General features: G+C 69.9%; 17 protein-coding genes and 2 pseudogenes. 7 read left to right on the top strand and 12 right to left on the bottom strand.

Translation table 11 applies throughout. From position 1 onward, the window contains the following. The first annotated feature begins 92 nt into the window (after nt 1-92). On the top strand, nt 93-1,784 hold the full coding sequence (ilvD, locus tag BN971_RS21650; protein WP_085179517.1) for a dihydroxy-acid dehydratase: 1,692 nt from the start codon (nt 93-95) through the stop codon (nt 1,782-1,784). 16 nt (nt 1,785-1,800) lie between these two features. On the opposite strand, the gene BN971_RS26780 is transcribed toward ilvD, so the two are convergent. The 4 genes and pseudogenes from BN971_RS26780 to BN971_RS21640 all read right to left on the bottom strand — a co-directional run bounded on the left by BN971_RS26780 (nt 1,801) and on the right by BN971_RS21640 (nt 4,937). Then, nucleotides 1,801-2,001, bottom strand: a complete 201-nt coding sequence (locus BN971_RS26780; protein WP_428978072.1) for a fibronectin type III-like domain-contianing protein — start codon at nt 1,999-2,001, stop codon at nt 1,801-1,803. A gap of 108 nt (nt 2,002-2,109) precedes the next feature. After that, a pseudogene (locus tag BN971_RS26775) lies at nt 2,110-2,835 on the bottom strand (glycoside hydrolase family 3 protein); the annotation flags it as partial. A gap of 120 nt (nt 2,836-2,955) precedes the next feature. Beyond that, a pseudogene (locus BN971_RS26770) lies at nt 2,956-4,053 on the bottom strand (glycoside hydrolase family 3 N-terminal domain-containing protein); the annotation flags it as partial. 44 nt (nt 4,054-4,097) lie between these two features. Continuing rightward, the gene (locus BN971_RS21640; protein ID WP_085179521.1) at nt 4,098-4,937 is read right to left on the bottom strand and encodes an alpha/beta hydrolase; all 840 of its coding nucleotides are present in this window, start codon (nt 4,935-4,937) and stop codon (nt 4,098-4,100) included. A 75-nt stretch (nt 4,938-5,012) separates the two neighbouring features. Here BN971_RS21640 and BN971_RS21635 point away from each other — a divergent pair, with 75 nt between their 5' ends. Beyond that, a complete protein-coding gene (locus BN971_RS21635; protein ID WP_085179522.1) occupies nt 5,013-5,993 on the top strand; it encodes a sigma-70 family RNA polymerase sigma factor in 981 nt (326 codons plus the stop codon). Then, nucleotides 5,990-7,411, top strand: coding sequence for an alpha/beta hydrolase domain-containing protein (locus BN971_RS21630; RefSeq protein ID WP_085179523.1), 1,422 nt, complete (start codon nt 5,990-5,992; stop codon nt 7,409-7,411). Before BN971_RS21635 ends, BN971_RS21630 begins: the two co-directional genes overlap by 4 nt. On the opposite strand, the gene BN971_RS21625 is transcribed toward BN971_RS21630, so the two are convergent. Further along, nucleotides 7,408-8,541, bottom strand: coding sequence for an NAD(P)H-dependent amine dehydrogenase family protein (locus BN971_RS21625; protein WP_085179524.1), 1,134 nt, complete (start codon nt 8,539-8,541; stop codon nt 7,408-7,410). The genes BN971_RS21630 and BN971_RS21625 overlap by 4 nt on opposite strands. Before the next feature lie 114 nt (nt 8,542-8,655). Here BN971_RS21625 and BN971_RS21620 point away from each other — a divergent pair, with 114 nt between their 5' ends. The 4 genes from BN971_RS21620 to BN971_RS21605 are packed head-to-tail and all read left to right on the top strand — an operon-like array spanning nt 8,656 to nt 12,821. After that, nucleotides 8,656-9,477, top strand: coding sequence for a MarR family transcriptional regulator (locus tag BN971_RS21620; RefSeq protein WP_085179832.1), 822 nt, complete (start codon nt 8,656-8,658; stop codon nt 9,475-9,477). Nucleotides 9,478-9,481: 4 nt separating this feature from the next. Beyond that, entirely contained in the window at nt 9,482-10,207 is a 726-nt protein-coding gene (locus BN971_RS21615) for a pirin family protein (RefSeq protein WP_085179525.1), read from the top strand. Between the two features lie 41 nt (nt 10,208-10,248). After that, on the top strand, nt 10,249-11,631 hold the full coding sequence (locus BN971_RS21610; protein WP_085179526.1) for a YhgE/Pip domain-containing protein: 1,383 nt from the start codon (nt 10,249-10,251) through the stop codon (nt 11,629-11,631). Nucleotides 11,632-11,687: 56 nt separating this feature from the next. After that, the gene (locus BN971_RS21605) at nt 11,688-12,821 is read left to right on the top strand and encodes a phosphodiester glycosidase family protein (protein ID WP_170322213.1); all 1,134 of its coding nucleotides are present in this window, start codon (nt 11,688-11,690) and stop codon (nt 12,819-12,821) included. On the opposite strand, the gene BN971_RS21600 is transcribed toward BN971_RS21605, so the two are convergent. The 7 genes from BN971_RS21600 to BN971_RS21570 are packed head-to-tail and all read right to left on the bottom strand — an operon-like array spanning nt 12,814 to nt 19,199. Beyond that, nucleotides 12,814-13,500 (bottom strand): YoaK family protein, encoded by a 687-nt coding sequence (locus tag BN971_RS21600; protein ID WP_085179528.1) that lies wholly within the window; start codon nt 13,498-13,500, stop codon nt 12,814-12,816. The genes BN971_RS21605 and BN971_RS21600 overlap by 8 nt on opposite strands. Before the next feature lie 13 nt (nt 13,501-13,513). Continuing rightward, entirely contained in the window at nt 13,514-14,209 is a 696-nt protein-coding gene (locus tag BN971_RS21595; RefSeq protein WP_085179529.1) for a hypothetical protein, read from the bottom strand. Beyond that, entirely contained in the window at nt 14,176-14,730 is a 555-nt protein-coding gene (locus BN971_RS21590) for a mammalian cell entry protein (RefSeq protein ID WP_085179530.1), read from the bottom strand. Before BN971_RS21590 ends, BN971_RS21595 begins: the two co-directional genes overlap by 34 nt. Then, complete coding sequence (locus BN971_RS21585; RefSeq protein WP_085179531.1) at nt 14,727-15,701, bottom strand: RDD family protein; 975 nt, start codon at nt 15,699-15,701, stop codon at nt 14,727-14,729. The genes BN971_RS21590 and BN971_RS21585 overlap by 4 nt, the downstream gene beginning before the upstream one ends. Beyond that, nucleotides 15,698-16,519: an Mce protein gene (locus tag BN971_RS21580; RefSeq protein ID WP_090350551.1), complete on the bottom strand. Its 822-nt coding sequence runs from the start codon at nt 16,517-16,519 to the stop codon at nt 15,698-15,700. The genes BN971_RS21585 and BN971_RS21580 overlap by 4 nt, the downstream gene beginning before the upstream one ends. Beyond that, the gene (locus BN971_RS21575; RefSeq protein WP_085179533.1) at nt 16,489-18,039 is read right to left on the bottom strand and encodes an MCE family protein; all 1,551 of its coding nucleotides are present in this window, start codon (nt 18,037-18,039) and stop codon (nt 16,489-16,491) included. The genes BN971_RS21580 and BN971_RS21575 overlap by 31 nt, the downstream gene beginning before the upstream one ends. After that, a complete protein-coding gene (locus tag BN971_RS21570; RefSeq protein ID WP_170322212.1) occupies nt 18,033-19,199 on the bottom strand; it encodes a virulence factor Mce family protein in 1,167 nt (388 codons plus the stop codon). Before BN971_RS21570 ends, BN971_RS21575 begins: the two co-directional genes overlap by 7 nt. Nucleotides 19,200-19,225: the final 26 nt, after the last annotated feature.

Raw genomic sequence — 19,225 nt, 5'->3', positions numbered from 1 at the left:
GCCCGGGGGCGCCATGCCGTCGCCCGGCAGTATACCCCGCCAGGGTATGACCCCCTTGCCGGCCGCGAGGCTGGCCAGCGCATACTTGCACGATGCCCGTCGACATCAAGCCCCGTAGTCGTGACGTCACCGATGGCCTGGAGAAGGCCGCCGCCCGCGGCATGTTGCGGGCGGTAGGGATGGGCGACGAGGACTTCGCCAAGCCGCAGATCGGGGTCGCGTCGTCCTGGAACGAGATCACCCCGTGCAACCTCTCGCTGGACCGCCTCGCCACGGCGGTCAAGGAGGGGGTGTTCGCGGCCGGCGGGTACCCGCTGGAGTTCGGGACGATCTCGGTCTCCGACGGCATCTCGATGGGCCACGAGGGGATGCACTTCTCGCTGCCGTCACGCGAGCTGATCGCGGACAGCGTCGAAACCGTGATGCAGGCCGAGCGCCTCGACGGCTCGGTGCTGCTGGCCGGCTGCGACAAGTCGCTGCCCGGAATGCTGATGGCCGCCGCGCGGCTGGACCTGGCGGCGGTGTTCCTCTACGCGGGCTCGATCCTGCCGGGGGTGGCCAAGCTGTCCGACGGCACCGAGCGCGAGGTCACCATCATCGACGCGTTCGAGGCGGTGGGCGCCTGCGCCCGCGGGTTGATGCCGCGCGAGGACGTCGACGCCATCGAGCGGGCGATCTGCCCCGGCGAGGGCGCGTGCGGCGGCATGTACACCGCCAACACTATGGCGTGTTCCGCCGAGGCGCTGGGCATGTCGCTGCCGGGCAGCGCGGCCCCGCCGGCGACCGACCGCCGCCGCGACGGGTTCGCCCGCCGCAGCGGTCAGGCCGTCGTCGAGCTGCTGCGGCGCGGCATCACCGCCCGCGACATTCTCACCAAGGAGGCCTTCGAGAACGCGATCGCGGTGGTGATGGCGTTCGGCGGCTCCACCAACGCGGTGCTGCACCTGCTGGCCATCGCGCACGAGGCCGGTGTCGCGCTGTCGCTGGACGACTTCAGCCGGATCGGGTCGAAGGTGCCGCACCTGGCCGACGTCAAGCCGTTCGGCCGGCACGTGATGTCCCACGTGGACCACATCGGCGGGGTTCCGGTGGTGATGAAGGCACTGCTGGATGCGGGCCTGATGAACGGGGACTGCCTGACGGTGACCGGACGGACCGTCGCCGAGAACCTTGCCGCGATCGACCCGCCCGACCCCGACGGCAAGGTGCTCCGGGCGCTGAGCAACCCGATCCACCCGACGGGGGGCATCACGATCCTGCGCGGGTCGCTGGCTCCCGAGGGCGCGGTGGTCAAGACGGCCGGCTTCGACTCCGACGTGTTCGAGGGCACCGCAAGGGTTTTCGACGGCGAGCGCGCCGCGCTGGACGCCCTCGAGGACGGGACGATCACCCAGGGCGACGCCGTGGTGATCCGTTACGAGGGCCCCAAGGGTGGGCCCGGGATGCGCGAGATGCTCGCCATCACCGGCGCGATCAAGGGCGCCGGCCTGGGCAAGGACGTGCTGCTGCTCACCGACGGCCGCTTCTCCGGCGGCACCACCGGGCTGTGCGTGGGGCACATCGCGCCGGAGGCGGTCGACGGCGGACCGATCGCCCTGTTGCGCGACGGCGACCGGATCCGGCTCGACGTCGCCAACCGCACCCTGGACGTCCTGGCCGACCCGGCCGAATTCGAGTCCAGGCGAAGCGATTTCAGCCCTCCACCGCCGCGCTACACGACCGGTGTGCTGGCAAAGTACGTCAAGCTCGTCAGCTCGGCGGCGATCGGCGCGGTCTGCGGGTAGCCCGCCGCGGCCCCCGCTAACGCACCGACGCGATCGCGAAGCCGTCCCAGTGCTTGGCCCCCACGGTCTGGATCACCGCCGTGTCCAGCCGGGGGTGGCTCCCCATCGCCTCGATGCTCACGCGGCGGCTCTCCCCCGGCGCGAGCTCGACCCGCCGGAAGCCCAGCAGCCGCAGGCGCGGCCCGTCGGGCGCATCGGTCAGGTACAGCTGCGGCACGTCCGCCCCGAACCGCTGCCCGACGTTGACCACCTCGAAGGTCACGGTCACGGTGTCGGTGCCGGTGACCGTCAGGTCGCGGTAGGAAAAGCCCGTGTACGAAAGGCCGTGACCGAACGCGAACAGCGGGACTTCGCCCGTGGCGGCGAACCAGCGGTAGCCGACCTCGGCCCCCTCGGTGTAGGCGATGGTGGTCGGTGTCCCCCACGGCTCGTCGCCGCCGGGCAGCCGCGGGCGCGGCGCCCCGGCGAGGTCGACCGGGAATGTCATCGGCAGCCGGCCCGACGGATTCACTTGTCCGGTAAGAACTTCCGCGATAGCCCGGCCGCCGGCCTGGCCCGGATACCACGCCTGCAGGACGGCGTTCACCGAGTCGAGCCACGGCATCGTCACCGGGTTGCCGGTCTCGAGCACCACCACGGTGTTGGCATTGGCGGCGGCCACCGCGGCGATCACCGCGTCCTGTCCCCAGGGCAGCGACAGGTCGGCGCCGTCGAAGCCCTCGCCCTCGGCGCGGATCGCGAACACGATCGCGAGGTCGGCGCGGCGCGCCGCCGACGCCGCCTCGGCGGGACTGGCGCCGGGGTCGAACTCGATCTGCGCGTGGGGAAGTCGCGTCCTGAGCTCCTCGAGCGGGCTGGACGGTAGCAGGTAGAGCTTGCGCATCCCCGCCTCCAGCCCCGTCCCGCCGATCGGGATGACTGCGGCGTACCCGCCCGGGGGGACGACGGCGCTCGACCCGAAGCCGGCCGGGACCCCCAGCTGCGCGTAGCCGCCGATGACGGCGATCCGCGCGGTCGATTCGGGCGCTATCGGCAGCGCCCCGCGGTTGGTGAGCAGCACGATGCCCTGGCGGGCGACCCGCAGGGCCACCTCGTTGTGCGCGGCCGAATCGAATTCCACTGCGCCGCGGGATTTGTCGATCCCGACGGCATAGATCGACCGCAGGATCCGGCGGACCATGTCCGACAGCCGCTCGTCGGCGAACCTGCCGTCGGCGTGCGCGGCGCGCAGGGGCGCGCCGAAGGCCTCGGACTGCCAGAGCATGGCGTCGATCTGGGCGCCGCATTCCTGGTCCAGGCCCGCCGGCGCGCACTCCCAGGTGGGCGTTGCGCCCCAGTCCGACATGACCCAGCCGCGGTAGCCCCAGGCGCCCTTGAGCACCTCGTTGAGCAGAACGTGGTTGGCGGCGGCGTAGTGGCCGTTGACCTTGTTGTAGGCCGTCATCACGGCGCCCGGCCGGGATCGCTCGATGGCGATTTCGAAGGCCAGCAGGTCGGATTCGCGATGCGCCGCGGGATCGATCACCGCGTCCAGGAAATGCCGGTTGGTCTCGTTGCAGTTCAGCGAGTAGTGCTTCACCGTCGAGATGACGCCGTTGTCTTGAATCCCGTTGACCGACTCCGCCGCCATCGTCGCCGTCAAAAGCGGGTCCTCGGAAAGGTATTCGAAGTTGCGGCCGTTGCGCGGGTCGCGCGCCAGGTTCATCGCCCCGGCGAGCTGCACGTTGAACCCGCGGCTGCGGGCCTCACGGCCGATCACCTCGCCGGCGGCGCGGGCCTCGGCCAGGCGCTGCCCGACCCGGGCGCCGAACGCCAACTGGAAGTTCAGCCGGGCGGTGATCGTCGGGGTCGGCCGGTGCGCGCCGGAGGCGAGGTAGGCGTCGGACGCGCGAACCATCTGAACGACCAGGCTGGCGTAGAGCGCGTGGGTGGCGTCGATGTCCTCGGGAAACCCGTAGGCGTACAGGAACGTCGAATTGGACGCCACGTCACACTTCACGTCATTGGCGGCCGCGATCAGCACGAACAGCTGCACGTAGGTGCGCAGCCCCTTGGTGCCCGCCGCGCCGACGGTGATGGTGCGCTGGGTGGGCGCCTGAGCGGGGGACCGATCGGCCGCGTGGGACCGGGCCACCGCCAGATCGATGGAGGCGGCCGTGGCCAGCCGTTGGGCGGCGGTCATGAACGCGTCGGCCTCGTGCGGGTTGTCCGTGCCTTCGGCCTGACGCAGCAGCGCGGCGATGCGAGCCAGCATTTTGTCGTCGGTCATAGCGCCAAACTACTCAAGCGGTGCGACAGCTCGCGTGCGCCGGCTCACAGCCGCTTGGTGATCCAGGAGACCACGTCGTTGAGCACCTGCTCCCGCTCGGGTTCGTTGAACACCTCGTGATACAGGCCGGGATAGACCTTCAACTCGACGTCGGCCGAACCCACGCACTCGACCAGACGCCGGCTGCCGGCGACCGGGATCAGCCGGTCATCGGAGCCGTGCACCACCAGCAGCGGGGCGGTCAGCGCGGGCGCCCGCCGCGGCATCGTCTCGCCGACCTGGAGCAGGGCCCGCCCGATGCCGGCCGGAACCTTCCCGTGGTACACCAGCGGGTCGTTCTTGTAGGCCGCCACCACCTGCGGGTCCCGGGAGATGGCGTCGACGTCGAGCTCCTGCACGGGCAGGCCCGGGACGAGCACGCCGAGGATCCGGGCGGCCACCCGCAACGGCGGCGAGACCTGATCCTGGGCGGCCACGGCGGGCCCGGACAGCACCATCAGGTCGTAGTTGTCGGGGCGTTCCACGCCGTAGGCGAAGACGATTGCGCCACCCATGCTGTGCCCCAGCACGATGCACTTGAGCCCCGGATTCTCGCGGGTGGCGATGCCGACCAGCGTGTCGAAATCCCCGGTGTACTCGGAGATGTCCCGCACCAGCACCCGCTTGCCGCCCGAGCGGCCGTGCCCGCGGTGGTCCAGCGCGTAGGTGGCCAGCCCCGCCTCGCCGAAGCATTGCGCGACGTGGTCGTAGCGGCGGGCGTATTCGCCGAGGCCGTGTGACAGCACGACCACCGCCCGCGCGGGCGTTTCCGGCGTCCAGACGTCGTACACGATGCGCACGCCGCCGACACCGTCGAAGCTCCGTTCCGACCGGGTGGTTGTCATCACGCGCAAGCGTAGTGGCTGCCCGGCCCGGACACCGGTTTTGGGTGTCGCCGGCACTGCGTAGGCTCATCGCTCGTGAGGCTTCTAGCGCAGACCGCCGACGACCCGGGGGTCGGGGACGGGTTCGCCACCCGGGCCGAGCCGTACCGTCGTGAACTGCTGGCGCACTGCTACCGGATGACCGGCTCGTTGCACGACGCCGAGGACCTGGTGCAGGAGACGCTGGTTCGCGCCTGGAGGGCCTACGACGGTTTCGAGGGCAAGTCGTCGATGCGGACCTGGCTGCACCGCATCGCCACCAACACCTGCCTGACCGCCCTGGAGGGCCGGCAACGCCGCCCGCTGCCGACCGGGCTCGGCGCGCCCAACGCGGATCCCACCGCCGAGCTGGTGGAGCGTGCCGAGGTGCCGTGGCTGGAGCCGCTGCCCGACGTGGCCGGCGACCCGTCGGTCATCATCGGGTCGCGCGAGTCGGTGCGGCTGGCGTTTGTGGCCGCGCTGCAGCACCTTTCCCCGCGACAGCGCGCCGTGTTGGTGCTGCGCGACGTGCTGCAGTGGAAGGCCGCCGAGGTGGCCGAGGCCGTCGGCACCACCACCGTCGCCGTCAACAGCCTGCTCCAGCGGGCGCGGTCCCAGCTCGAGGCGGCCGGGCCCAGCACCGAGGACCGGCTGGACGCGCCCGACTCGTCGGAGGCCCGGGACCTGCTGGCCCGCTACATCGCCGCGTTCGAGGCCTACGACATCGACCGGCTGGTGGAAATGTTCACCGCCGAAGCGATCTGGGAGATGCCGCCGTACGTCGGCTGGTATCGGGGCGCGCGCGACATCATCACGCTCATTCACCAGCAGTGCCCCGCAGAGCACGCCGGCGACATGCGCCTGATCCCGTTGATCGCCAACGGCCAGCCCGCCGCGGCCATGTACATGCGGGCGGGGAACGCGCACATGCCGTTCCAGTTGCACGTGCTGGACATGATCGGGAACCGGATCACGCACGTGGTGGCGTTCCTGGACGGCACGCTGTTTCCCAAATTCGGTCTGCCCGAAGCGCTGTGACGACCACCGAGCCCGCGCGCGTGGCGCCCGTCACCGGGAGGCCGCTGCTGCTGTTGGGCGCCTTCGGTCTCGACGCCGTGGGCTACGTCGCGAAGGAGTACTTCGTCTCGGGAAGCGCCCACTCCTACGCCCCGGCCGGCGAGCTCGGTGCCGACGGCGCCTGGCCGGTAAACCCTTGCGACACCGCCGATTACACCACCCGGATGGTGGCGCTGACCCCCGCCGATCCGGCGCGCTTCAACGGGACCGTGCTGGTCGAATGGCTCAACGTGAGCGGCGGCATCGACGCCCCGGCGGTGTGGATGATGGCGCACCGCGAGATCCTTCGCTCGGGCTACGCGTACGTCGCGGTCTCGGCCCAGCGGGTCGGCGTCGAGGGCGGTCCCAGCATGCTCGGCGTGGACATGTCCCTCAAGAGCCAGGATCCGGCGCGCTACGGGCCGCTGCACCATCCCGGCGACGCCTTCGCCTATGACATCTTCTCCCAAATCGGCGCCGTGCTCACGAGTCCCGAACACGGTGACGTCTTGCGCGGCCTGCGCCCGCGACACGTCGTCGCCCTCGGCGAGTCCCAGTCGGCCATGTTCTTGACGACCTACGTCAACGCGGTCGATCCGCTCGCCGGGGTCTACGACGGCTTTCTGGTCCATTCCCGCTTCGCCTCGGCCGCACCGCTGGATGGCAGTTCCATTTTCGACCGGCTCGCCGGCCCGCAGGCGGTCGCCTTCCGCCGCGACCTGCGGGTCCCGCTCCTGGCGATCATCACCGAGACCGACCTCGTCAGCGACACCCTCGGGGGCTACTACTTCGCGCGCCGGCCCGACGACGACCTGCTGCGGGTCTGGGAGATCCCCGGGGCCGCCCACGCCGACAACTACACGATCCTGGTGGCGCCGATCGACAGCGGGTCGGCGCCGCTGGCCGACATCGTGGAGGCCTACCGGCCGACGAACGTGTTGATGGGCCAACAGCTTTCGCACTACATCAACTTCGCCCCGCAGCACCACTACGTCGTGCAGGCGGCCGTGGCGGCCTTGAGCGCCTGGGTGCGCACCGGTCGGCCGGCTCCCTCGGCGCCGACCATCGACGTCGGCGCGGCCGATCAGCCCCGGCCCGTGCTGGACGCCAACGGCCTGGCCCTGGGCGGGGTGCGGACACCCTGGGTGGACGTGCCGATCGCCCGGACATCCGGATCGGCCGGCCCGGACGGACTGCCCGAGAGCGAGATGGCCGCGATCTTCGGCTCGGGCGAGCCCTTCGACGCCGCCACGGTGAACCGGCTGTACCCGGGCGGCGTGGAGGAGTACCTGGCGCGTTTCGCGGCCGCGCTCGACAAGGCGATCGACTCCGGGTTCATCCTGCCCGCCGATCGCGGCGAAATCCTCGAGCTGGCCGCCGCGACGTACCCGGGCGGCTAGAACAGCCGGCTGTCCGGCGGGGGACCCTCGACCGGGCGGAGCAGCCCCGCCCCGGTGACGAGCGGCAGGTCAAGCGCGGACAGCAGGCCGGGAGGGGCCGCGCAGACCGCCGGGATGGCGTTGACCATCCGGCAGGCGCCGGCGATGCGCGCGCCCAGGTCGTGGTCGTTGTCCTCGGCCATTTCGAATTCGCAACGCATGCTTGGTGATCCGTCGATCTCTACGCGGTAGAGCCCCCGGCCCGAGGCCGGCCCGTACCCCAGGTCCTTCGGCGGGATGCGGATGTTGGGCTGCGGCCAGTGCGGGGCGAGGTCGTCGCGCATGCGGGTCACGTGGTCGAGCACGAACGTTGGCGTGGCCCCGACGAAACCGGTGAGGGTGGACCGCATCGCCGCGATGGTCCCGGCGGCGATGTGACCGGTCGGGGTGTCGAACGCCTCGCCGGCGGGGATGCGCTCGACGCTCTCGTCGATGGTGTCGATAGTGACGCCCAGCCCGGCGGCGAGCTGGTGCAGCACCGGACCCCAGGCGAAGGCGAACATGCCGGGCTGGGCCGCGAAGGCCTGGTAGTCCGGCGGCCGGCCGAACCCGAGGATGTCGTAGACCGCGGAGGAGTCGGGGTACGTCGCGTAGTTGAACATCTCGGTGACCCGCACCGACTCGATGACCCGCGAGACCCCCGTGAGCACCAGGGGCAGAACGTCATTGGCGAATCCGGAGTCGATCCCGGTGGTGAAGAAAGACGCGCCGCCGTCCAGCGCCGCCCGGCGCAGCGGATCGGTGAACGCCGCCTCGAGCGCGTCGGGAAAGACCAGCGGCACCACCGAACACGACACCACGTTCTTGCCGGCCCGCAGGATCGACACCATGTCCGCGACGGCCTCCAGCGGCCGCAGGTTGGCGCCGGCCGCATAGACCACGGCGTCGGCGTCACCCGCCAGCATCGCGGCCGGGTCTTGCGTGGCCGCCACCCCCACCGGCGCGATTCCGCACAGCTCCCCCGCGTCCCGGCCCGCTTTGGCGTCGCTGTGCACCACGACGTCCGTCAGCTGCAGTTCCGGATGGTCGATCACCGCGCGCAGGGCGATCACGCCCATCGACCCGGGCCCCCAGATCCCCACCTTCAACACGGATGCTCCTAATATTAGGACGTTAGTTTTGATTATTTGGACGGATCGTAGGAGCGTGCCGTGGCCACGTCAACGCGCGACTCGGCGCCGAAATCGCCGCCGACCGCCCGCGTGATGGATGTGCTTGCCGCGCTGGCGGATTCGCCGCACGGACGCACGTCAGCCGAGTTGGCGAAGCGTTGCGGGATCAGCACCTCCACCTGCGCGCTGGTGCTGGCGGAGCTGGAACGGCGCGCCTGGGTGGCCCGCCGGGCGGACCGGCGATACGTGCTGGGCAGCGGGTTGTTCGGGGTGGTGCACGGGCTGCGGGCGCAGTTTCCGCTGCTGGACCGCGGCCGCGACGCGCTGCGCTTCCTGCACGAAACGCTGGGCGCCGGCTGCTCGATGTCGAAGGTCGGCGACCGGCACCTGACCACCGTCGACACGGTCGGCCACGGCGCCGACGGCGAACACGCCGTCGGGCAGCGCTTCCCCATCGACCCGCCGTTCGGGCTGGTCGCGATGGCCTGGCGCGACCACGATTCCGTCCGGGCGTGGCTGCACCGGGTGATGCCACCGCCGACCCGCGCCGAAGTCGCCGAGCATCAGCGGGTGCTGGCCGACATCCGGGCGCGCGGCTACGGGGCGTGGCGGTTCGACGACACCCACCGATCGCTGCACGCGCGGCTGGCCGAGGTGCTGGCCTCGCTCGAGCCGACCGCGCAGGTGGCCCGCCGGCTCACCACGCTGATGACCATGGTCACGTTGCGATCCGTCACCGGCGAGCTCGAAACGGAGCTGGACGCAACCGAATTCGTCGTGCTGCCGATATTCGGGCCGGGCGGCCAGCCCGAATACCAGATCGAGATCCACCTCGGCCGGCCCACCGGCCTGACCCTGGCCGGCCTGGACGACGCGCTGCGCCGGGCCCAGGGCCTGCTCACTGACCTACGCTGAGCCCATGGCTGCCCTCGCAGAGATCCGGCGTGCGGCCGGCAGAGCCGTCACCACCACGCCCTGGCTGCAGTCCCGGCATTCGTTCTCCTTCGGCGACCACTACGACCCCGACAACACCCATTACGGCGTGCTCCTGGTGAACAACGACGACGTGGTGCGGCCGGGCGCCGGCTTCGCCACCCACGCCCACCGCGACATGGAGATCGTGACGTGGGTGCTGCGTGGCGCACTGCGGCACGAGGATTCCGCGGGCCACCGCGGCGTCATCTATCCGGGCCTGGCGCAACGCATGTCGGCCGGCACCGGCATCCTGCACTCGGAGATGAACGACTCCGGCACGGAGCCCGTGCATTTCGTGCAGATGTGGGTGGTTCCCGACGCGACCGGAATGGCGCCCGGTTACCAACAGCGCGAGATCGACGACGGCGCCCTGCACGCCGGCCTGACGACGATCGCCTCGGGCATGCCCGGCGGCGACGCCGCCATCGCCCTGCACAACCGCGACGCGGCCCTGCACTGCGCGCGACTGCGGCCGGGTGACGCGGTGAACCTGCCGAGCGCGCCGTATGTGCACGTCTTCGCGGCCCGCGGCCGGGTCGGCGTCGAAGCGGTCGGCGAGGTAAGCGAAGGCGACGCGGTCCGGTTCACCGACGCCGACGGCCGCCGCGTCACCGCCGTCGAGCCGGCGGAGCTGCTGGTCTGGGAGATGCACGCCAAGCTCGGCGACTAGAACGCGCCCCATAGAGTGGGCACGACAAGACAGGAGCCCGCATGTCCCCATCGCAGCCGCGGCACGCGGCGCCGAATCCCAACCGGAACATCAAGGCGATTCGGACTGTGCGGTTCTGGGCGGCACCGCTGCTCATCACGCTGGCCCTGATGTCGGCCCTGTGCGCGCTGTACCTCGGCGGCATCGTCAACCCGATGACCAACCTGCGGCATTTCCCCATCGCCGTGGTGAACGAGGACGCCGGACCGACGGGGGCGCAGATCGTCGACGGCCTCGTCGCCGGGTTGGACAAGAACAAGTTCGACGTCCGCGTGGTGTCCCACGACGAGGCTCAGCGACTGATGGACACCGCACAGGTGTACGGACAGGCAGTCATACCGCCGACCTTCTCCTCGCGCCTGCGCGACTTCGGGCAAAGCGCCGTCGCGCCCACCCGCGCCGAACGGCCCGCGGTCACCATCTCCACCAACCCGCGCGCCGGCACGTTGGGCTCGAGCATCGCCGGCCAGACCCTGACGCAGGCGATGACGGTGGCCAATAGCCGAGTGGGCCAACGGCTTTCGGCCGAGGTTGCCGCCCAGACCGGCAACGCCCCGCTGACCGGGGTGTCGCGGCTCGGGCTGGCCAACCCCATCGACATCAAGTCGACCGTGTACCAGCCGCTGCCGAACGGCACGGGCAACGGGCTTTCTGCGTTCTACTACGCCCTGCTGCTGTTGCTGGCCGGTTTCACCGGCAGCGTCGTGGTCAGCACGCTGGTCGACGCGCTCCTGGGCTACGTGCCCGCGGAGTTCGGCCCGGTGTATCGCTTCGCCGAGCAGGTCCGCATCTCGCGGTTCCAGACGCTGCTGGTCAAGTGGGCGATGATGGTGCTGCTGGCGCTGTTGACCTCGGCCGTGTACCTTGCGATCGCCCACGGACTCGGGATGCCCATCGAGCTTGGCTGGCAGTTGTGGGCGTTCGGGGTCTTCGCGATCGCCGCGGTCGGCATCACGTCGGCGTCCGTGCTGTCGGTGCTGGGCTCGATGGGCCTGCTGGTGAGCATGCTGATCTTCGTGATCCTCGGATTGCCCTCGGCGGGCGCGACGGTGCCGCTGGAGGCCACGCCGCCGTTGTTCCGCTGGCTGGCCGAATTCGAGCCCATGCACCAGGTCTTCCTGGGCGTGCGGTCGCTGGTCTACCTCGGCGGCCGCACCGGTACCGGCCTGGCCCAGGCGCTGACCATGACGGCCGTCGGGCTGGTGATCGGCGTTCTGCTGGGCGGGATCGTCACCCACCTGTACGACCGCAAGGGCTTCCACCGGATCCAGGGGGCGGCCGCCATGGCGATCGCCGCGGAGCACCAGGCGCAGTACCAGGCCCGGCGGGGCAAGGGCGACCAGGCAGCCGAACCCGCACCCGAAAGTTCAAGCGCGGAAACGTAATTCGGGCGCGGCCTAACCGTCACCCACCTGTTACAGAAGTTGACAGTGTGGTCTGTGTGACTGATGCTTGCTGTACTGCATCCCCTACCAGGTCCGAAAGGGCGATCGTGCTGACCCCAAGCGCCGGCTTGCGCAAGGTGGTGGCCGGTTGCGCTGCCGTGGTCGCGTGCGTCGCGCTGGCCGGCGTCACCGGGCAGCCCGTCGCGCACGCCGCGGACGGGCGCGACCTGCTGGCCAACGCCATCAACACGACCAAGGGGTCCTACCTGGTTTACAACTTCGGGCCGGGTCATCCCGCCCCCATGCTCAACGCCTCGGGCAGCTGGTACGAGATGGACAACGGCGGCCACCTGATGGTCATCAAGAACGCCGCGGGCCGGCTCGCCCCGCACCTGCTGGTCGACACCCACCAGGGGGACCAGGCCCGGTGCGAGAACAACCCGGCGGCCCGCACCGGCGAGGGCCTGTGGCAGGCATCGGAGGTCTACACGCCGCTGCAGGCGTGGCAGCGCATGGGCCAGCCGACCATCGCCATCAACGCCAACTTCTTCGACGTGCGCGGGCAGAAGGGCGGGTCGTGGCGCCAGACGGGCTGCACCTCGCCGCTGGGCGCCTTCGTCGACAACACCCACGGCCAGGGCCGCGCCAATCAGGCCGTCACCGGCACGGTCGCCTATCCCGGCAAGCAGGGCCTCTCCGGGGGCGGTGAGAGCTGGAGCGCGCTGACGACGATGATCCTGCCGTCGGGCGGCGCGCCCTACGTCGTGTGGCCCAAGAGCAAGCAGGATTACGACGCCGCGACTCCGGTGGTCGAAAACCTGCTCAACAAGAACGAGAGGTTCGTCGCGGTGTCCGGGATCGGGCTGCTGGCGCCCGGCAACACCGGACAGCTCCACGACGGCGGTCCCAGCGCGGCGCGGACGGCGCTGGCCTACGTGCGCCAACGCGACGAGATGTATGTGTTCCAGGGCGGCAACTACACGCCCGACAACATGCAGGACCTGTTCCGCGGCCTCGGTAGCGACACGGCGGTGCTGCTGGACGGCGGCGGGTCGTCGGCGATCGTCCTGCGCCGCGACACCGGCGGCATGTGGGCCGGCGCCGGCTCCCCGCGCGGATCGTGCGACACGCGACAGGTGCTCTGCGACTCCCACGAGCGGGCGCTGCCCAGCTGGCTGGCCTTCAACTAGACGGCGGCCCGGTCGCCCCGAAGCGGAAGATCAGCAGGCTGGCCGCCACCACCGCCGCGGTGACGGCGAAGACGGGGGCGACGACGAACCGCGACATGGTCGCGCCGAGGAAGGCGCCGGCACACATGGTCGCCACCACGCCCACGCGCAGCTTCTGGCGGCCGCCCGTGCCGCCGGCCAGTCGGCTGTCGAGACCGAGGCTGACGATCGTCGACGTCAGAACCGTGGTGGACAGTTCCTGGATGCCGAACTGGCGGGCGCTGGAGTGCTGCAGCCCGAAGGTCACCGCCAGCATGCCGATCATGACGAGCTTGCTGTTGTCGTGATAGTGCAGCGCGCCGATCCCGGCCAGGACCGAAAGCGCCAGCAGCAGCGCGATTTCCGTGGCGAGCACCGAGGTGATCCAGGCGCGCGCCCGGTCGCCGAAGTGCCGCGACACCCGGCCGCTGACGATCGTCGTGCACACGAACGTGGGCAGCGCCACCACCACGGCGGTCAGGTCGATGCTGGTTCGCGGGGCGAGCCAGAAGCCGAGGAAGATCACGTTGCCGGTCATGTTGGCCACGAACACGTGGCCGAGCACCAGGATGCTCAGCGCGTCGGCCAAGCCGGTGGCGAAGGTCAGCAGCAACAGCGCCGCGACGGTCGATCGCTCCGATACCGGGGAGGTTACGGCCATGGGCGGCAGCGCTTTACAGGTGCGGGGTCAGGTCCAGCGAGGTGATGGTCGTCATCCGGTTGACCAGCCAGCGGCCGTTGGTCCGTTTCATGAACAACCGGTAGGACAGGTATTTCAGCGACGGGATGTTCTTGGTCAGGGGGCTGGTGGAGGACGTGTTGGTATAGACGATCACGACCGCGTTGGGGTCCTCCAGCGATTCGACCGCCGCCCCGGTGACCTCGGTGCTGTTGGTGACCTTGGCCTGTTTGTTGGGCGCGACGATCGCGTCGACGAATTTGCGGTACTGGGCCTCGAAGTCGCCGCTGAGATACGTTGCCGCGCGGTCGGCCAGGCCGTCCATGTTCTCCGGCGTGTAGGTCCACAGCGTCGTGATCGCATTCGCCGCGGTGCGAGCCACTTTCATCTTGGTGGCCGCGGTGGCCCGGTCGGCCAGATACGGCTGCACGGTCGCCCCCGCGAACGCCGCCGCGCCCACGAACAGCGCGACGGTCAGCGCGACGGTGATCGCTCGCAGCTTCCCGCCCAGCCGTCCGGTGCGGTGCGCTTCGTCCTCTCGAGCGTCGACGCCTGGGGCGGAGTCCTCCGAGTCCGGCTCCACACCTTCTCCGGCCTCGTCGGTGGGTGTGCCCTCGTCGGTGGACGCGTCGTCGGCCTCGTCGGCCGTCGCGACCTTCAGATCACCTGTTGCAGGTTGCTGATCTTCCACTGCTTCCCTTCCCGCGTGGCGGTTGCCGTCCACCGATTCGTGTTCTCCACAACCTGTTTCTCGTCGGCCGACTTGGTGGTCACGGCGGTAGCGACGATCACGTTGACGCTGCCGTCATCGTTCCATCGTTCGACGCCGGCACCCAGAACCGTGCCCGTCGCGGGTTCGGCGCGCGCGATCTGCAGCAGGATCGAGTTGGCGTTGTCGTGGTACTTCTTGGCGAAGTCCCCGGTCGCCTGGGCCAGCACCCGCTCGACGTAGTCGTTGGCGTGGAACGGATCGATGGAAGTGAACTGCTCCATGAAGCCGGTGACGTAGCTCAGCACCTCGCGATCCTTCGACGCCGCGGCCTCGCGCGATTCGTGGGAGATCAGCATCAACGTCGACACCGTGATCGCCGCCGCCATCAGCGACGCGGCGGCGGCCCCGACCACCGGCAGGATCCGCGACGGTCGCGGGGGCACCGACTGCTCGACGAGCAGCGGTTGCTCCCCCGGTTCGAACTTGCGCCGTGGGCTCATTTGCCGTTCCCGTTCGCGGGCGGCTTCGGCTTGGTCAGGACGGTGAGATCGTCTACCCGCCAACGGTTGTCGCCGCCCTTGAGGAAGGCCACCCGGACGGTGGCGCTGATGTAGCGCTCCTCGGGCGCGGCGCCGCGCCGGCCCTGCAGGAACATCAGCATCGTCGCGCGATCCGGCGCCGCCGATTGGATCGCGCTGTCGGTGACCCAGTACTCATTGATGACCGGGTTGCCCTTCTGGACGATGTCCTGCTGGGCAGCCAGCTGGCCGCGGTACTTGTCGGTGGCCAGCGACCGGGCGCGCACGAAGTCGTCCGCCAACGACTTCGGGTCATAGGTCAGCATCTGCGCGACGATCTTCGGCCCCTGGGTGGAGATGTCCGCCCTGGTGCGGTCGGTGGCCCGGTCCGGCGAGTAGACCGCGGCATAACCCACGGCGGCGCCCGCGACGCACACCGCCGCCGCGGTCAGCACCGCCACCGCGGTCCACCGCCGGACGTTGGGGATCGGCTCTCGGGGTTCGGCGCGTTGCGCCTCGGTGCGCAACAGCAGGTCGGCGAAGGTGCGGCCCCGGGGGTCCCACATCGGCCAGAGCCAGCCCACCACCGAGACCGTGTCGAGCAGGTGGGCCAGGTCGCGCAGCAGCAACGCCCACGGCGCCGGACTCGTCCCGTCGCGCCCCGTCACCGTGATCGCGAAGAGGGCGCGGCCCAGGCTCCACCCGGTGACCGCCGGCAGCAGCAGCCGGTTCAGCAGCGTCAGCAGGATCGCCAGGCCGCCGATCGCGACACACACCCACCACCAGACGGCGCGCTGCGGCAGCGCCAAGGCGACCAGAGCCATCGTCGTCGCCACCGCCCCGCCGGGCAGCACGTCCACCGCGAACGCGCCCACGCGAATGCGCCAGGGGGCCAGCGCTTTTGGCGCCGGTTCGGGAATCGTGGTCTGGATGTCCTCGACCACTGCCGTCACTTGGTCACCTGGTCGAGCTTGGATATCTTGTACTGACCCTCGTCGAGCGCCATCTTCACCCGCAGCCGATACCCGGTTTCCTTCTGGGACTGATCGCTGTCCACCTTGACGCGCATCGCGACGAGCACATCGATCGAACCGTCACTGTTGTTGCGCTCCACCGCAGCCCGCACGTCGGCGACCTGAACGTGAACGTTGGCCGCCTGGTATGCCTGCACGATCATGCTGGTGTAGAGCAGCGCCTGGGACCGGAAAGCGTCTGTGCCGCAATCGATTATCTTTCGCTCGCTGGCGGCCATCGCGGTGGTGTCCGGCGCCTGGGTCGCCGATACGCAATCGACCGCGGCCTTGAGCGCGGCGGCGTCCTCGCGGGCGATGGCCTGCGCCTTGTGGTGGTAGCGCAGCGCCAAGTAGCCGCCCGCCCCGATTCCGCCGGCCGACAGCACGAGCAACGCGGCGATCCCGGCCAGCCAGCGGCGGCTGCTCAACCGCGAGGGGCGACGCCCGCCGCCCGACGCCGGCGCCTCCGCCTCAGACGCGTCGCCGGCCGCCGACTCAGATGGGCCCTCGGCCGTCACCTCGGTGTCCGTCGGGTCGGCTCCGTCCTCGGATCCTGACGGATCCTCGGCCGTCACCTCGGTGTCCGTCGGGTCGGCTCCGTCCTCGGATCCTGACGGATCCTCGGCCGTCACCTCGGTGGGCGCGGGCGAGGGCTCCGCACTACTGGTGGGCTTGAACGTTCGGTTGCGCCTACGCAGACGACGATTCGTCGGCATGGGTGGGGGGTTCAGCCGGCCGGCGCCAGCATCTCCTTCCATCCGTCGTCTCCTGTTTTGGTCGAGTTTTCGACGGAGTATTTGACCCCGTCCGGCCCTACCAATTCGCCGCTTTGAGGACTGTATATCGCCGCGGGGGGCCCGCCCGGAGTGTAGACACACGGGTTTGGCTGCTGGCCGTTGCACTGCACGGTACCCGATCCCGGCCGGGACAAGGGGTCACTGGTCGGAGGCGGCGTCCCCGCCACCCGATCGGACGGGGCGGGGTTCATGCCGTTGTTGATGGACGGCGCGGGAATCACCAGGCCCGGTTTCACCGGCTGGTCGCAGCGCGCGGCCGGCGCGGGGCAGGTCAGGTTCTGGTTCGGGTCGCCGTACCAGGGGTTGGTGCCCGCCGGGACGTACGGCCGGGGGTCGCGGCATTCCCGCGGCGTGGCCGCCCGCTTCCCGGGCACGTCGGTGCACGGGATGTTGCGCGACCCGCGCACGCCGTTGGCCGGGGTGTCCATCGGGATCTTGCAGTAGGTGCCCGACGGCAACGGCTGGATGCTGGTGTCGGCCGGGGACCGCCATTCGGCCGCCGGGATGAACCCGGTCAGACACGGCGGCGGCTGGTTGATCGACAAGGCCAGGTCGAGCGCGGCCTGGTTCGGGAAGGGCGCGGCCACCGTCTGTGCGATCGACGCGCCCTGGGGCAGGAACACCAGCACCTGCTCCACCCCGGCGTGGTAGCGCTTGAGCAGGTCGAACACGACCTCGAGGTTCGCCAACGTCTGCGGCAGCGAGTCGCGCACGTCGTTGAACACCTCGTTGACCTGATCGGCGGTCGGCGCGGCCTGGGACAGGATGCTCCTGACGTGCTGGTCGTTCTGGGCGGTCTGGGCAGCCAGCCTGTTGAGGTTGCGCGCCCAGCGCTCGATGGCGCTGCTCGAGTCGACCTGGCTGTCCAGGATGGGCCCGGAGTGCTGGATGAGGTCGTTGACATCGGTGATGTTAATCTTGAAGTCACCGACGATCGCCTGCGTCCCGTCGACCAGCCGCTGCAGGGAGGGACCCAACCCCCCGACGGCCTGCGCCGTCTCGTCGAGCAGCGCGCTGATCTTGTCCTTCGGCAGCGCGGCCAGCCCCCGGTTGGCCGTGTCCAGGGCCGGACCGATCTCGGACGGGACCGTGCCTTTGGTGATGGTCTGCCCGGGGGAGAAGTCCTTGCCCGGGTTGCCGGTCGATTCCAGGTCCAGGTACTGCTCACCGACCGCCGACACCGAGTGCACGTTCGCCGTGGCGTCGACCGGGATCTTGTAGCGGCTGTCGATGCTCATCGTCGCCTCGGCGCCCCACTCCGTCGGCTCGACGTCTGTGACCCTGCCGATCGTGATGCCGCGATAGGTCACGTTGGCCGTCGGATACAGGCCACCGGAGGCCGGCAGATTGGCCTTCAGCGTGTACCGGCCGATCCCCACGAGGCTGGGAATCTGCAGGTAGTACACGCCCAGCACCGAGATCGAGACCACGGTCATGATCGCGAAGATGATCAGCTGGCGTCGGACAAAGGGGGTCAGCAATTCCGGTCCGCCCTTTCCACCAGCGGCCCACCCTGCGCGTCGTTCGGGTTCGGGGTGTAGCGCACGTCGGGGATCATCGACTCGGGGTCGCGGCCGTAGGACTGCTCGATGGCACGCAGCGACCCGGACAACCCGGTGCCGGTGAGGAACGCGTTGTCGACGGCGCTCAGCGTGACGTCGAGGTTCACCGAAATGTTGATGTAGTCACCCCGGAAGATCTTCGGCACCGTGTCGATGTCGAACGGCTGGGTCAGGATCAGCTTCAGCGCGCCGATCAGGTACGGCGAGGCGCGGCCCAGTTCCCGAAGCGGGCACTGCAGAGCCTGCAGGTCGGTGTGCAACGGCCCCCGCGCCTCCGACAGGTACTGGTCGGCGGCCTGGCTGAGCCGGCCCACCGAGTCGACGGCGTTGATCAGCAGCTGCTTGGTGTCGGCGAAGTGCTTGAGCAGCGGCGGGAAGTCGGTGAGCACCCGGTCGAGAACGTCGGCCCGGTTCGCCACGTAGGCCAGCAGCCGGTTGGTGGAGTCGATTGCATGGGTGATGTCATCGCGCTGCTGGTTGAGCTGATCGGTGAAGGTGTCCAGCTTGCCCAGGAAGGCCCGGATCTGGTTTCCCCGCCCGTTGAAGATGTTGAAGACCTCGTTCTGCAGCACTTCCAGGTTCGGGATGCCGCCGCCGCGCAGGATCAGCGAAAGGCTCGCCAGCGTCTGCTCGGTGGTGGGGAAGGCCGAGGAGTTCTTCAGTGGGATGGTGTCGCCGTCCTTCAGCAGCTCCGGGGACGGGTTCGGCGGCGAGGCCAACTCGATGTGCTGGGAGCCCAGCAGAGACGTCTGACCGATCTTGGCCGTGGCGTTCTTCGGCAGCTTGACGGCCTTGTCGACCCCCAACGTCAGCGTCGCGACCCAGTTCTTCAGCTCGATCTTCTTGATGGACCCGACGAAGACGTCGGCCACCATCACCTTGCTGTTGCCGTTGATCGCCAACGTGTCGGGCACCTGGACGTAGATCGTCATGGCTCCCGACCCGCTGCCCGGACCGCCCGGGATCGGCACGTTGGAGATGCCCTTCCACCCGCAGGAGCTCAGCGCCACAGCCGCCGACGCCAGCACCAGCCCCTGCCAGGCCCGGTGCCTGATCCGCCGGATCACGTTGCTCCGCACAGCCTCATGGTTCGGCTTGCTCCTCG

It is taken from the genome of Mycobacterium bohemicum DSM 44277 (assembly GCF_001053185.1).
In the GTDB taxonomy this organism is placed as follows: domain Bacteria; phylum Actinomycetota; class Actinomycetes; order Mycobacteriales; family Mycobacteriaceae; genus Mycobacterium; species Mycobacterium bohemicum.
Note: the sequence above shows the minus strand (reverse complement) of the source record. Positions and strands in the feature narration are given on the sequence as shown.